11 protein-coding genes are annotated in these 14,055 nt (G+C 66.1%); 8 read left to right on the top strand and 3 right to left on the bottom strand.

Translation table 11 applies throughout. The features are described from left to right. Window positions 1-186: 186 nt before the first annotated feature. Together NMI01S_RS13540 and NMI01S_RS13535 are read right to left on the bottom strand one after the other, a co-directional pair. Window positions 187-645 (bottom strand): NUDIX hydrolase, encoded by a 459-nt coding sequence (locus tag NMI01S_RS13540; RefSeq protein ID WP_062997175.1) that lies wholly within the window; start codon window positions 643-645, stop codon window positions 187-189. 167 nt (window positions 646-812) lie between these two features. Beyond that, window positions 813-1,565: an ABC transporter permease gene (locus NMI01S_RS13535; RefSeq protein ID WP_062997456.1), complete on the bottom strand. Its 753-nt coding sequence runs from the start codon at window positions 1,563-1,565 to the stop codon at window positions 813-815. A gap of 560 nt (window positions 1,566-2,125) precedes the next feature. Here NMI01S_RS13535 and NMI01S_RS13530 point away from each other — a divergent pair. The 5 genes from NMI01S_RS13530 to NMI01S_RS13510 all read left to right on the top strand — a co-directional run bounded on the left by NMI01S_RS13530 (window position 2,126) and on the right by NMI01S_RS13510 (window position 7,712). After that, a complete protein-coding gene (locus NMI01S_RS13530) occupies window positions 2,126-3,331 on the top strand; it encodes a lipase family protein (RefSeq protein WP_062997173.1) in 1,206 nt (401 codons plus the stop codon). A 107-nt stretch (window positions 3,332-3,438) separates the two neighbouring features. After that, window positions 3,439-4,551, top strand: coding sequence for an alkane 1-monooxygenase (locus NMI01S_RS13525; protein ID WP_062997171.1), 1,113 nt, complete (start codon window positions 3,439-3,441; stop codon window positions 4,549-4,551). A gap of 317 nt (window positions 4,552-4,868) precedes the next feature. After that, window positions 4,869-5,900, top strand: a complete 1,032-nt coding sequence (locus tag NMI01S_RS13520; protein WP_062997169.1) for a uroporphyrinogen decarboxylase/cobalamine-independent methonine synthase family protein — start codon at window positions 4,869-4,871, stop codon at window positions 5,898-5,900. Window positions 5,901-6,279: 379 nt separating this feature from the next. Further along, the gene (locus NMI01S_RS13515; protein ID WP_062997166.1) at window positions 6,280-6,555 is read left to right on the top strand and encodes a GlsB/YeaQ/YmgE family stress response membrane protein; all 276 of its coding nucleotides are present in this window, start codon (window positions 6,280-6,282) and stop codon (window positions 6,553-6,555) included. A gap of 233 nt (window positions 6,556-6,788) precedes the next feature. Further along, window positions 6,789-7,712, top strand: a complete 924-nt coding sequence (locus NMI01S_RS13510; protein WP_062997164.1) for a CE1 family esterase — start codon at window positions 6,789-6,791, stop codon at window positions 7,710-7,712. A gap of 66 nt (window positions 7,713-7,778) precedes the next feature. Here the strand turns inward: NMI01S_RS13510 and NMI01S_RS13505 are convergent, their stop codons facing one another. Then, a complete protein-coding gene (locus NMI01S_RS13505) occupies window positions 7,779-9,956 on the bottom strand; it encodes an acyltransferase family protein (protein WP_084512942.1) in 2,178 nt (725 codons plus the stop codon). A gap of 484 nt (window positions 9,957-10,440) precedes the next feature. Between NMI01S_RS13505 and NMI01S_RS13500 the strand changes: the two genes are divergently transcribed. From NMI01S_RS13500 to NMI01S_RS13490, 3 genes are read left to right on the top strand one after another with little or no spacing between them, the layout of a single operon-like run. Beyond that, entirely contained in the window at window positions 10,441-11,994 is a 1,554-nt protein-coding gene (locus NMI01S_RS13500; RefSeq protein ID WP_062997162.1) for an FAD-dependent oxidoreductase, read from the top strand. Window positions 11,995-11,999: 5 nt separating this feature from the next. Continuing rightward, window positions 12,000-13,250, top strand: a complete 1,251-nt coding sequence (locus tag NMI01S_RS13495; protein WP_062997160.1) for a hypothetical protein — start codon at window positions 12,000-12,002, stop codon at window positions 13,248-13,250. 23 nt (window positions 13,251-13,273) lie between these two features. Beyond that, window positions 13,274-13,882 (top strand): TetR/AcrR family transcriptional regulator, encoded by a 609-nt coding sequence (locus NMI01S_RS13490; RefSeq protein ID WP_062997158.1) that lies wholly within the window; start codon window positions 13,274-13,276, stop codon window positions 13,880-13,882. The last annotated feature ends 173 nt before the right edge of the window (window positions 13,883-14,055 follow it).

Genomic DNA, 14,055 nt, shown 5'->3' with positions numbered 1-14,055 from the left:
CAGCCACCGCGGCCTCGTCACCGGCGCGCCGTCGAAGGTCGCCGCCGCTACCCGCCAGGTGCTGAATTACCTTGCCGGAGGCACACTCTCGCTTCCGGTCACCGAAGTGGCGTCGCTGGACGAGGTGATCACCGCGCATGACCTGCTGGCATCCGGACGCGGGACGGGCACGTCGCTGGGCCATTCTCACGCCAGGGCTTCCGGTAGCGGGTTTCGGGCTTGGGCGAGCTCGCGGTAGTCCTGAAGGATGCGGCGAATGGAGGGAGTCACACGGAGGTCGCCGTCCAGTGGCGCCCAGGTGTAGGCGGTGTGGGCGGACAGACGGATGGGGTACGTGGCGGCGACGTCGACGGCGAAGTGCAGGCGGCGGACCGGTTTTCCGATGGGGGACAGGTAGTCGAAATAGCCTACGTGGCTACGGATTCGGGTGACGAGCAGACCTGTCTCGGTGGCGACACCGCGTGCTACGGCCGCGTCCAGCGGTTCGCCGGGCTCGACGGTGGTGCCGGGAAGTTTGAGGGTGGCCTTGATGGGACCGCTGTCGTCACGCTCGAGCAGCAGAACCTGGCCGCCACGATCGATGATCACGCCGATTCGTAGTGCGACACAGTCGTTTTGCGCGCGTTCGTACAGTTCGTCGAGCATGGATGTAGGCATCATCCGACTCACCAACCCTCGATCGGTGCACCGCACTGGCAGTACAGGGATGACCCATTATGACGGTAGAACCGGGTCGCGCGTGGCAGGACGGCGTCCGTGCCCCGAGATCGAGCATGTCGAGGACGAGGCGGACTCTGTCGGACGAGTGGTGTTCAGCGCCGAGGTCGTCGTATTCGGCCTCGAGCGACGAGTTCGATGGTGACCGCCACCGCGCACGATTGCGCAAGCAACAAGCCGAGGAGCACGAGGATCTGGACCGCGGCTGCACGGCCCGCGGAGCCGCTGGCGATGAGGACACCGACGAATGCCCCGGGCAGCGTGACCAATCCGACCGTGCGGGTTTGGTCGACGCCGGGGAGCAACGCGTCGGCCGCGCTGGATCGAATGATTTCCAGGCGCGCGTGGCGGTCGTCGAAACCCAGGCTCATGGCCGCCTCGATCTCGCCGCGCCGATCGTCAACGGCGTCCAGGGCACGACGTGCCGCCAGCGAGGTCGCGGTCATGGCGCCGCCGAGGATGATGCCGCCGACGGGGACTACCGCAGGTCCCGACAGGGGGACGACACCGCTGACGAGCATCACCGGAAGGACGGCAGCCCATCCGGCCGCCAGGGCTGCGGCCAGCCATGTTCCGGAGCGTCCCGCTCGTGCTCGGCGAGCGGAGGTGAACACCGCGGCCGCGAACATCACGCCCAGAACCAGAAACGAGGACCAGAGTTGGCGCAGGGCGGCGGCGAGCACCAGGGCGACGACACTCAGTTGCACGATCGCGCGAATCGCCGCACCGGGCACGATCAGCATCGACCCGAGGTATGCGAACCGGTACACCGCTGCCGATGCGGCCACCAGAACCAGGCACACAACCGCCGAACCCACACCGGGCGATGCGACGCTCACCGTTCCCACCTTCTGTTGCCGCCGTGCGAGTGTCCGGCTCGGCCGCAACACATGCTATCGGCCGGGCGAGCCGCGGCAACGACTCGGCCGCGTGAGAAATTCGAAGTGGACGGGGTCGGCGGCCCGCATTCGATGCGCACGCGGACAGGTTCGAACACCTGTGGACCAATACGGGACAATTAGGACCCCAGCGACAATCCACGCCGCATATCGCCCCTCGTGCAGCAGCCCTCGCGCAGTTCCGCCGCACTTTTCGGTCGCCATTGTTTCCCGCTCAGAGCGGCGATATATGCGCACCTCACATTGCGCGCAATTTTCGCAACGCGCGTTCCTTGGTCAGGATGGCAGAGGCTTGCTAAAGTCGCTTCGCGCAACCCTGGCAGGGGGTAGTCCCCGCGGTTTCGTCCGAACAAAGGATGTGGCTTGTGAGAGGGTTTCTGGCAGCTGTAGTAACCGTTGTTGTCGCTAGTGCGTTGTTGGGCGAACAGCCCGCTCGGGCGGACGAAGGTTCGCCCGCCCCTCCCTCACCGCTACAGACTTGGATCGACGCCAACATAAAGCCGCCGCAGTTGACCGCCGGCCCCGAGCAGAACGCCGGTGACCAGCAGGCGGCATTGTGGCGGGCGATATTGTCGTCGCCGACCGGGGATCAGACCTTCGATGCCTGGCCTGCGAATCTGGCCGGCCTGGAGCCGGGACAGATCATCGAGGCGCGGGACGTGACCGCGACGGCAGCTCAGCATATGGCGGCACCGATCCAGCGAGCGGTGCTGCTGAAGTTTCGCTCCACCTCGGCAACGGGCACGCCCTCCTTCGGCACCGCCACATTGATCACGCCGGCGGCCTCGTGGAACGGTCCGGGGCCCCGCCCGGTGGAGGTGAACGCGATGCCGATCAACGCACTCGGGTTGCACTGCACGCCGGGCTATCAGTTGTCGCACGACATACTCGATCGAACCAACACCGATCTCGTGTGGTTTCTGCCGGCCATCTGGTCGGCCCTGAACAAAGGTCACGCGGTTCTCCTGCCCGACCATGAGGGCCCGTTGATGGCCTACGGCGAGACGAATGTGGCCGGGCACATGATGCTCGATTCGATTCGCGCCGTGCGTAATGCGCTGCCGGAGTTCGGTGACAGCCGCTATGTGGTCGACGGCTACTCGGGTGGAGCGATCGCCGCGTACGCCACCGCGATGTTGCAGAGCGAGTACGCGCCGGAGCTGTCGGACGTGCTGATGGGGGTGGCCTCGGGTGGACTGGCCGCCGACTACCGAAATATCGCCCACCGCTTCAACGGCTGGATCGCCTCCGGCATCCTGTTGTCGGTGTCGACCGCGATAGCGCGCGAACATCCGGAGTTGCTCGGGTACATGAATCATCTCGCGCAGTGGGTGACGACTTCTCCGACGCGAGATCTCTGTGGTGACGCCGATGGACCGCTCGGCGTCGTCGGCATCCCGATGGACGTGGCGACCAATATCGGCAACCCACTCGACAGTCCGGCGGCCGAAAATCTGTATCGCCAACTGGATCTGTCCGACCGGAAATCGGGTGTGCCGCTGTATATCTACCACGGGGCGTGGGATCCGTGGATTCCTCTCGAAGACGCTCAGCGTATGTACGGTGAACAATGCAGCCGGGGCGTTCCGGCCATTTTCCGCACAGTGCCCGGTGAGCATCTGAGCAGTTACGTCACCAGCTTTCCCGGCCTCGAGGACTGGATCGACGCGCGACTGCGCGGCGAACCGGCACCGAGCGAATGCCCCGGTAGGTAGCTCGATATCAGTGGCCGAATTTCGCGGCATGACGGCGCGTCGGCAGGACCGTTTTCAGTAGCCATACCTCAGGTCGATCCTCGTCGGATGAATGAGTGAGACGGGCTATGACGGTTTTCGGACGTGCCCAGGTTCGCGATCACAAACGCTACCTCTGGGTCCTGAGTTCACTGGGCGCCGCAGGAGCTCTGCTGCCCGGGCAACTGGTGACCTTCACGAGGCTCGAATTGTTCTGGTGGATCGGCCCTATCGCCGTGCTCGGGGTGATTCCGCTCCTGGACATCGCGATGGGAATCGACAGCAGAAACCCGCGCGAGGATGACTACGAGGCGCTGACCAACGATCGGTATTACCGTTGGTGCGTTTACGCATTCCTGCCGATTCAGTTCATCGGGCTGGCCATCGCGGGATTCATGTGGTCCCGTCCCGAACTGAAGCTCATCGACAAGTTGGGCCTGGCCGCAACCATGGGATTCGTGTCCGGTCTCGGTATCAACGCGGCACACGAACTGGGTCATCGAGTCGAACGTCTCGAACGCTGGCTGGCGAAAATCGCGCTGGCGCAATCCTGGTACGGCCACTTCTACGTCGAGCACAACCGTGGCCATCACGTCCGCGTCGCCACACCCGAAGACCCGGCAAGTGCCCGATTCGGCGAGTCGCTCTGGAAGTTCCTGCCCCGCAGCTCCCTGGGTGGCTTCCGCTCGGCCCTCGTCCTGGAACGAGAACGCCTGTCCCACCGGGGAAAAGGGTGGTTCAGCCGGCACAACAACCTGCTGCAGGCGTGGTCCATGAGTGCCGTGCTGTTCGGCGCTTTGATTCTCGCCTACGGGCCCGTGATCATTCCCTTTCTGATACTGCAGGCCATGGTCGGCATCGTATTGCTCGAAACGGTGAACTACATCGAGCACTACGGCCTGCTGCGCAGGCGCCGCGCGGACGGTCGTTACGCGCGGTGTTCACCGCGCGACAGTTGGAACAGTGACCGCCTGGTGACCAACATCTTCCTGTTCCACCTGCAACGCCACAGCGACCACCACGCCAACCCGGGCCGCCGATACCAGACTCTGCGCAGCTCCGAAGAGTCGCCGCAGCTGCCCTATGGCTACGCCACCATGATCGTGCTGGCGTTGATTCCACCGTTGTGGCGCAAGGTGATGGATCCCCGGCTACTCGCCCACTACGACGGCGACCTGGCCCTGGTCAACAAGTTGCCATGAGCGCCGCCGGTGTCGGCCATCGGGGATCGCCACCGGACGCAAGCATCGACCGCCCCACGATCGGAAAGTGAAGGCTGTACGCCCGTTCCGGCCGGTTCCGTTGGGCGCATGAAGCCACCGGGACGTAATCGACCTTCATGCGTTCGGCGCGCACGATCGCTCCACAACGCCGACAACCGCTGAGACGTCGCGCATTCTCGCGCGTGGGAATCGCGCGGGCTATTGCTGGGTCTACTGTCATCGCGTCGATCGAGTTCGCCGCTGCGTCCCCGAGTTTCGAGCCCGGACGCCAGCGGCCGGGGTACGAGGAGTTCGCGGTGACCCGAGGCGATGTTCATCTGTGTGGAAGTGTGCCGCTCGCGAATGCGGAGGCCGTATTCAGTACGGCCGCGCGGCGGCTGGGACCGTGGCTTGGTCGCATACCCGACGGTGAGACCGGCGAGCGGGATAATTTCACGGTCTGGCAGTTGCCGCGCATGGGTGCGCATCCGGATCTGGAGATGGTGCCGCCGCCGAGTCCGGAATACGGGCCCAGTGAGCGGGTGCGGCCCAAACCGGGCGTGGATCCCGCGTCGATCGATTTCGGTGAGCTGGGTTATGCGCAGGCAGCGCTCGAGTCCTGGGAAGTGTTCGGTAAGCTGCGCGAACGCGGTGACATCGATGCCGGGGTGCGGTTCCAGGTCTGCCTCCCCACCCCGATCTCGGTGGTGGGAGCCTTCGTGGGCGATCCGCAGGACATTCTCGAACAGCGCTATGAGGCGGCGCTGCTCGCCGAACTCGGCCGCATCGCCGCGGAGATCCCGCACACCGATCTCGCGGTGCAGTGGGATTGCCCGGTCGAGTTCGCGATCTTCGAGGGGGTGTTCCCGTCCTGGTTCGGCGCCGACGACGACACTCGGCTGAGTGAGATCGTCACCCGGCTCGTGCGCCTGGGCTCGGCCGTGCCCGGGGACATCGAACTCGGATATCATTTGTGCTACGGCGATTTCGGACATCGGCACTTCGCCGAGCCCATCGACACCGGTCGCATGGTAGCGGTGCTTTCCGGTGTGCTGGCGGCGCTGTCACGCCGGGTCGACTGGGTGCATATGCCGGTTCCGCGTTCGCGCATCGACCGTGAGTACTTCGCACCGCTGGCCGGGCTGCACCTGCCGACGCAGACCCGGCTGTACCTCGGACTGGTGCACGCCACCGACGGCCGCGACGGAGCCCTGCGCCGCATAGCCGCAGCCCGGGAAATCGTCGACGGCTTCGGTATCGCCACCGAATGCGGATTCGGCCGCCGCCCCGCCGAACAAATTCCGGATCTGCTGGATCTGCATGCCGAACTGGCGGCCACGCTGTCGTGACTGGGCGCTGGATCGCGACGACAGTCGATCGAATGCCTGCCGACGTGCGATCCAGTGACAATCGCTATGCGCAATTCCTCACGGCCGCACCAGGATCGGCGGTCGAGGGCGTTCTTCCACAGCAACGCGAAGAAACTTGCATCGTGGCATTGTCGCCAGCCGCGCCGACGCGGCCGATCGATCCGGCCCCGCCGCGACGGGGCAAGGCGCGCAGTAAACGTCCCGAGCCGGAGCAAGGTCTGTCGCTGCACGCGAAGTGGGCTGTCACGCAGAGTATTTGGTTTTCCCATGTCGGTTGGTTGGGTGCCGGGATGCGGGGTATATCGCCGTCGAGCACGCTCGGATGGGGAGCGTTTCGACGTTCGAAAGAGGAGACACGATGTTGGGTCTGGGAATCATCGGTTGGATCATCATCGGTGGATTGGCGGGCTGGCTGGCCAGCAAGATCATGAAAACTGATGCTCAGCAGGGCATTCTGCTCAATATCGTGGTCGGCGTGGTCGGCGGCCTCATCGGCGGCTTCCTGCTGAAACTGTTCGGCGTCGATGTGGAGGGTGGAGGATTGTGGTTCAGCTTCTTCACCTGCCTCGGCGGCGCGGTGGTCTTGTTGTTCCTGGTCGGTTTGGTCACCGGCCGCGGTCGCGCACTCCGATAAGGGCGCCTCGCCTCGGGATTCGCCCGGCCGCTCGCCTGGACGCGCGTGAGCCGGATGTGATGAATGGGGCGTAATTCTGGGCTCGGAGGCTACGACGTAGCCTCCGAGCCCAGTCTTGTATCCACGAGATTCGTTCGCGCGCAGGCCGAGGTGAACCGATTCGACCGTTTACCACTATGGAAATCAAGGCCACAGTAGGCTGCTGCCCATCGCCGTCTCGATGATGGGAACGTATGCGCGCTATCGCCCTTCACCTCGCCGCGGCCGTCGCCGCTTTCGCCGCAGTCGTCGCGTCGTTGCAGGTTGCGCATGTGGCGCAAGGTGATCGAAGCCGAGTTCGCCCCACCGCGGCCCAGTGCAGCCTGGCGCCGACGGCCGGCACCGTCGTACGAACGCTCGGTAACAGGATCTATCGGCTCGACGTTCCCGCCGGCCTGGCCGGACATTCGGTGCCGCTGTTGCTCGCCGAGCATGGAAATGCCAGCAACGCGGCAGATTTCGAGCAGGTCTCGGGCTGGACTCCTTATGCGGCCGCGCACCACTTCATCGTCGCCTACCCGCAGGGCAATGCCAACAATCTGCCGCTGGATCCCGGTAACGGTCTGGTGGGCAACGATTGGGAATTTCAGCAGGGCTCGATCGACGTCCGGTTCCTACGTTCGGTCGTCGCCGACATCGAGGCGAATTGGTGCGTCGACCCCGGGCGCGTATACAGCAGCGGCTGGTCCGACGGCGGCATCATGTCGCAGCGGATGGCGTGCGACGCCTCCGACGTCTTCGCGGACGTGACCTCCTGGGAGGGCGGCGATCCCACCCTCCCCAACCCGACCCTGCTGATTCCCAGTCCCGGGTCGCCCTGCAAACCCGCTCGACCGATCTCCGTCGGCATCGCCCAGGGGCAGATCGACCCGATCTCCGATCCGGCAGCCGGTGTGGCCGACGTCGGCGCATGGGTAGATCGCGATGGCTGCCCCGTCCGTCCGGCCCGGTCCAGCGACACCTTCGGCACGACGGCCGACTACGGACCGTGCCGCAGCGGGACCGCTGTGCAATACCGCGTGGAAAACGGTCAGTTGCATCAGTGGCCGTCCGGCGCAGCCGGCGAGGACCTGCGAGATCGACTGTGGAACTTCATGTTCGCCACCACCCTCCCGTAAGAACGGAGCGGGCCCACTGCACTGGCAGAGCCGACGTCCGATGCCGCAGTGGAATTCCGATGCCCCTCATCCGAGGGCGAGGGCGCGGTCGGTGAGGGCGCTGATCGCCGGTCCGAGGATCTGGGCGTAGCTGACCGTGAGGTGATTGTCATCGCGGAACACCAGAGTATTGCCGACGATGACAGGGCAGCGGCCGGCAGTGCAGAACATCGAGGTGAGATCGGCATACTCGCCGCCACCGGCCGTGGCTGCCGCCCGCTCGGCCGAGACACCGGCGTCGTTCACTCCGACTGTGCGCGCGGGTGCGCATGCGGTGGCATCGTCGAGGTGTTCGGACAGGCATGTCGGCACCGTCGTGTGGGGATCGGGGATCGGCCCGAGAACGAGAACCGCCGAACCGATCGCGCGCAACTCGGCAACAAGGCGGGCCAGACTGTCGACCCAGGCTCGATCGTAGGAGACGAAGCCGAAATCGCCGCCGTAGCGCCGGGACATGCCCACCACGATCAACCGCGGGCGTTCGTTGCGCAGCCGGTTCAGCACCTGGCCGCGCCACTGCTCGCATTCGGTGTACTCCCGGTCCAAGTACGGGCTGGTGATGGGAAGGTCCAGCAGCGGGCAGGTGACCTTGGCCATCGTCTCCAGCCGCCAGTGCCGCGTCTCGGCGATCGGCTCGAGCGCCGGATTCCACATCGCCGCATGTGAATCGCCCACCAAGGCCACCGTGGTGGGCGAGCCCGGATCACCCGAGGCGCACTCGGCCTGGCCGACCTCGCGCCACGAGCGGACACAGCCGTTGGTGAACACGTCGGCCTTGTCGCCGGGCGCGTTGTCCAGCGAGGGAGTGAGATTCGATGGAACAGCACGGATTTCGGCGGAGGCGGCGACCGCGGATTGCGCTTGTGCCATCAGCTGCTGGACCGCCTCGTCACGGGGGTCGGCGGCGGGGGCGGCCGAGTCGCGGGGCGTGGTGAGTACGAGGGACGGTGCCGCCACGCCGTGCCCGACCGGGGCAGGAACGAGCACGAGCAGGACGAGTGCCGCGCTCGTGGCCAGTGCGGTGCAGGCGAAGCCGCAGGCGAGGCTGCGCACGGCCGAGTTCCGCAACGGTGCCGCGAAGCGGACCGGATTCTCGACCGTCCACTGGGTGAGCAGGGCGAGCCCGCCGGCCATCACGAGCGCACCGATTGCGCCGACTCGCCCGAGCGGATGGCCCAGCAGATGCGGTGCCAGCAGCAACACCGGCCAATGCCACAGGTACCAGGCGTAGGACACGCCTCCGATGGCCCGTACCGGACCGCGGGTCAGCAGCCGACCGACACCGAAACGTGTTCCGGCACAACCGGATACGATCATCAGAGCGGCACCCGCGACGGGCATCAGAGCCGCGCTGCCGGGATAGGGTGTCCTGCCGTCGAATCGGGTGCAGGCCGCGACGACCAGAGCCAGACCGATCCATCCGGCCGGCGCGGCCACCGAGTGCGGCAACCGGGACCACACGACAACCGAGAGCGCTATCAGGCCGCCGGCGGCCAACTCCCACGCGCGGGCGGGCAGCGAGAAGAACGCCCACGGCGGCAACATGCCGGTCCAGATCAGTGAGATCGTGAACGAGAGGGCGGCGACGATCGCAAGAATGATCAGGTAGGGAAGCGGCCCGGACGATCCGGTGCGGCGGCGCCGCACGAGCCACGCCGACGCGACGATGAGTACCGGCCACACCAGATAGAACTGTTCCTCCACGCCGAGTGACCAGAAGTGCTCGAATGGCGAAGGCGGCTCGTTCGCCGCTAGGTAGTCGGTGCCGCGCAGGGCGAAGCGGTTGTTTCCGACATACAACGCGCTGGCGATTCCGTCGCCGAGGACCTGGCGCGCCTGCAGCGGCGGCAACAGCACCGCCGCGCCGATCGCGGTGGTGACCACCACGATGCCCGCCGCGGGCAGTAGCCGGCGAGCGCGTGCGCCGTAGAATCGGGCCAATCCGATGGTGCCGCCGGCCTTTGTCTCCCGCCACAGGATGCCGGTGATCAGAAATCCGGAAATCACGAAAAAGACGTCCACACCGACAAATCCACCGCTTATACCCGGAATTCCCGCATGGAACAGCACGACCGCCACGACCGCGACCGCTCGCAGGCCCTCGATATCGGGCCGAAATCCCTCCTGGGGCTGCGTTGCCTGGTGAACCCGGTCTGCCCGCCGATTTGCCAACCCGCTTACGGCCGTGTCCGTCATGTGCAGCATTGTGATTGATCGACTCGGTAGTGACGCGACGACGTGCCGGTTTCGTGCCCGACGAATTTGCCATGCCCGGTGCGTTACCAATGGTCGAATTCAGCGGTTTCCGCGTGGCGCAATTCGCTCGGACTGATGGGTTCCGCTCCCGACGATGTCGAGCTCTCGCACGGTACGGATGATGAACTGCTCCAACGCTGTACAGATCTCCGGGACGGCGGAACGGAGCGCGCTCGAGCGGTGGCGAAGGCCCGTGCCGCCCGTAGCCGCAACGGCAGCACACGCTGGGATGCGGGTGCCACCGGGCTTGCGCGACCGCGATCGTCGGTGCCGCGGCGGTCCGGGCCGGGCGACTCGCGTCGCCCGGTGTCCATGCGCTCCACAACCTTTCGGCGGGGCCGATATCCCGGTCCGATTCGTTGACGTGACCGGGCCCACACTCTACGGTTAGACACCATACAAAAAATGTATGACGTAGAACTGGAGCGGATCGGTGTCTTTGGGTAAACGAGCGGTGGTGCTCGGTGGGAGCGTCGCCGGAATGTGCGCTGCGGGCGCGGTGGCGCCCTACTTCGACGAGGTCCTCGTGTTGGAGCGCGACATCATCCCGGATGACGCCGAACACCGGCGCGGCGTCCCGCAGAGCAAGCATCCCCATTTCCTGCTCAATTCCGGTCGGCGCGCCATGGGCGAGCTCTTCCCCGGATACGAGGAGGCCCTCATCGATGCCGGTGCGCTGCACATGATGCCGTCGCTGGCGGCCGCCCACTGCGAGGGCCCCGTGTGGGTGCCGCGCAAGGAAGCGCCGATGACCATGGTCTACGCCTCGCGCCTGCTCATCGAGCGCACGCTTCGCGACAAGCTGACCCTGGTGCCCAACGTCCGCGTGGAAGAAGGGGTCAACGTCGAAGGTTTGGAGACCGTGGACGGCGGCACGCCGAACGGCCGTGTGAACGGGGTGTGGGTGGTCGGCGGTGACGGCGGGCGCGACAAGCGATTGATCGAGGCGGATTTCGTCGTCGACACGCTGGGCCGTGGTTCGGCGGTGTCGGACTGGTTGGTCAAGGCCGGCTGGCCCGAAGCCCCCGTGCAGTCGCTGGACGCGGGCGTCACCTACGTGTCCCAATGGTTCCAGAAGCCGGTGGACCTGCCGGAAAGCTGGTGGTGGGCGCAGATGTCGGTCATGCCGACCTCGGACACGAAGCCGCACCCCGTCGAGCACGACTTCCTCTGCCAGATCTTCCCGATCGAGGGAGATCGCGTGCTGGTCACCATGGGCTCGTGGGGCCACCCGATGCCCCGCAAGGAGGACGAGTTCATCGAGACCGTGCACAAGGTGCGCGCCCCGGCGTTCGGACGGGCGGTCGACCTGTGTGAGCCCATCTCCAAGGTGTTCGTCACCAAGTCGACCGGCAACAAGCGCCGCCGGTACGACGCGTTGGAGAATCCGCCGGGCGGGCTGGTCGTCGTCGGCGACGCCGTGTGCGGGTTCAACCCCTTCTACGCCCAGGGGATGAGTTCGGCCTCGAAGTCGGCGGTGCTGTTGCGCGACAAGCTGGCCTCCGCCAGGACTGTCGACAGTGCGTTCACCAAGGACTACTTCACCGCGCAGCGCCAATTGCTCGACGACATCTGGACGCTGGCGTTGGCCCGTGACCAGGGATACGAGAACGCCGAGGGTACCGATATCGCGCCCCGTTGGCGGCAGAAGCTCGCCAACCGGCTCAGCTGGCCGATCTTCAACCACATCTCGGCCACCACGCGTGAAGACGATGTGGTCGCCCAGCATTTCGCCGACGTCTTCAATCTGGATGAATCGGTGACGACGATGGTGAAGAGCCCGCGCGTGCTCGCCGGTCTCGCCTGGTTCGCGGTGAAACGGGCCGTCGGGCGCACCAAGCTGCCACTCGGCACCGACCTCCGGCAGGACCCGCCGTCCGACATTTGGCGCGACGGGAAGCCGCGCCCGGCCGGCCGGGCGCTGGTGATCCCTCAGGGCACGCCCCGGGACGAGTTCGCGGTCGTCTCGGTCGCGGCAGGAAAGTAGGGGAAATGGCAGTCTGCACACCGGGCGATGTCCCGTCCGTCATCACCCGCTACCTCGGTTTCCACTGCGAGACCGCCAATCCGGTGGTCACCGTGCGCAACCCGGCCGACCTCGCCAACTGGACGCTGCCGGTCCTGGAAGTCACCATCATCCTGGGCGCGGTTCTCGCACTCGTCCACGCGATCCGCCGCTGGCGCCGCGACGGCGACCCGACGAATCTGGCGGTCTGGATCGCCTCGCTGGTCTACCTGTTCGTGATCGAGCCCCCGCTCTACTTCCCGACCTGGTTCCACGCCGAAGAGGCGATGGGTTTCATGTTCTCCCACAACGTCTTCACGGTGAACCTCATGTTCGACCGGTTGCCGTTGTACATCGTCGCGTTCTACCCGGCGCTGAGCCAGCTGGCCTACGAGATCGTGCGCGCATGGGGCTTCTTCGACGGCTCGAAGCGCTCGGCGCTGCGCGGGTCGCTCGTCGTGGCCCTGGTGTTCCAGGCGTTCTACGAGATCTTCGACCAGCTCGGGCCACAGCTGAAGTGGTGGGCCTGGAACCTCGACGCGCCCTTCTACCGCGAAACCGTCCGACAGCTCCAGGCAGAGGGTGCCCACGTGGACAAACTGGGCAACCCGGCGGCGGAGCCCACGCTCGCCTCCGTGCCCTGGGGCAGTGTGTGGCTCTTCGCCACCGTATCGTTCGCCGTGCTGATCTACCTCGCGGTGCGGTTGGTGCGCAATCCCACGGCGGAGGGCCGCGCGCCGCGTGGCGGGTCGCTCGTGTGGCGGATCATCGTGGCCGGCGTCGTCGCGGTCATCAGTATGCCGCTGCTGTCGATTCCGACGGCGGTGTTCGGCCGGGACGAGAACGCGAACCGCGACGCGCAGACCATCGTGTATTGGATCGAGATGCTCCTGGTCTGGGGCATCGGCCTGGCACTCCTCTACGCGCAATGGCGGCGCCTGCGCGCGCAACCGGAGACCGAGGCGAGCGATGCGGGCACCGCCCTTCCCTTCCTGATCGTGTTCCCGCCGTTGTTCCTGGCGGTGCACCTGGTGCTGTGGCTCACCGCGCTGCCGGCCTTCCTCGACGCGAAAGACGGTGTGACCGCGAAAAACACGCCGACCGGCAGCCTTCCCTATGTGATCGTGTGCTTCGTCGTGGCGACGAGTGTGCTGGTGGAAGCGATCATGCGTGCGCGGCGGGCCGCTCGGCCCGGCGCGCCACGACCGGTCACCGATTCACGCGGTGCAGCCGGCTGAAAGCCATGTGAGAGCATGGGCTCATGAGGACTCGAGGGTGGCACGGAGACCTGCCCCGGGACTCCGATGAGGCGAGGGCCAGGATTCTGAGCGCCGCGGCGAGCTGTGTCGAACGCTACGGCGCTCAGAAGACCCGATTGGCCGACGTCGCGGCCGAGCTGGGCGTGACCCGGCAAACCGTCTATCGCTACTACTCGTCGGTGGACGAGATGCTGGTGGCGGTCGCGAACGCGGGTGCCGCCGCCTTCCTTGATCGCATGAAGGCGGACCTGGCCGATGTCCACACGCCGTCGGAAGCGATCACCGAAACCATCATCTACTGCCTGCGGGTGTTGCCCGACGAGCCCGCGATCGGGTTGATGGTGCGCGCCGGGCAGACGGACCTCTTCACGCGGGAGGCGACGTCGGCCGGCGCCGTCGAGCTCGGGGTGCAGATGTTGCGCCGACTCGATGTCGATTGGGAGGCACACGGTTTCGACGACGACGCCATGCCGGGCCTGGCCGAGATGGTGATGCGCGTGTGGCTCAGTTTCCTGCAGTACCCGGCGAATCCACCGCGATCCGACGATGACTTGCGTGAATTCATCCGCAGATGGGTGTGCCCACCCGTATTGTCCGCCGGTCGCGCCTGATTCCCCGCCCTGCGGGGCGATGCGGCGGTCATCGAATCCGGATCCGGTGGCCCGTGGCCAGGTCCGCAACCGGACGCGGGGATCGGCGTGGATGTTGCGGACCTGCCTGCCCGCGCGAAAATCTGTTCTTCTACCGGTAGCCTCCCGGGAGGTTGTCGAACACGTTCACCAAC

The organism is Nocardia mikamii NBRC 108933 (genome assembly GCF_001613505.1).
Lineage (GTDB): Bacteria > Actinomycetota > Actinomycetes > Mycobacteriales > Mycobacteriaceae > Nocardia > Nocardia mikamii.
Note: the sequence above shows the minus strand (reverse complement) of the source record. Positions and strands in the feature narration are given on the sequence as shown.

What these genes read in the sequence shown, in the direction of transcription:
- NMI01S_RS13540 (WP_062997175.1), bottom strand. Translation starts at nt 645, where the DNA reads ATGCTCGACGAACTGTACGAACGCGCGCAAAACGACTGTGTCGCACTA.
- NMI01S_RS13525 (WP_062997171.1), top strand. Translation starts at nt 3,439, where the DNA reads ATGACGGTTTTCGGACGTGCCCAGGTTCGCGATCACAAACGCTACCTC.
- NMI01S_RS13515 (WP_062997166.1), top strand. Translation starts at nt 6,280, where the DNA reads ATGTTGGGTCTGGGAATCATCGGTTGGATCATCATCGGTGGATTGGCG.
- NMI01S_RS13510 (WP_062997164.1), top strand. Translation starts at nt 6,789, where the DNA reads ATGCGCGCTATCGCCCTTCACCTCGCCGCGGCCGTCGCCGCTTTCGCC.
- NMI01S_RS13505 (WP_084512942.1), bottom strand. Translation starts at nt 9,956, where the DNA reads ATGCTGCACATGACGGACACGGCCGTAAGCGGGTTGGCAAATCGGCGG.
- NMI01S_RS13495 (WP_062997160.1), top strand. Translation starts at nt 12,000, where the DNA reads ATGGCAGTCTGCACACCGGGCGATGTCCCGTCCGTCATCACCCGCTAC.
- NMI01S_RS13490 (WP_062997158.1), top strand. Translation starts at nt 13,274, where the DNA reads ATGAGGACTCGAGGGTGGCACGGAGACCTGCCCCGGGACTCCGATGAG.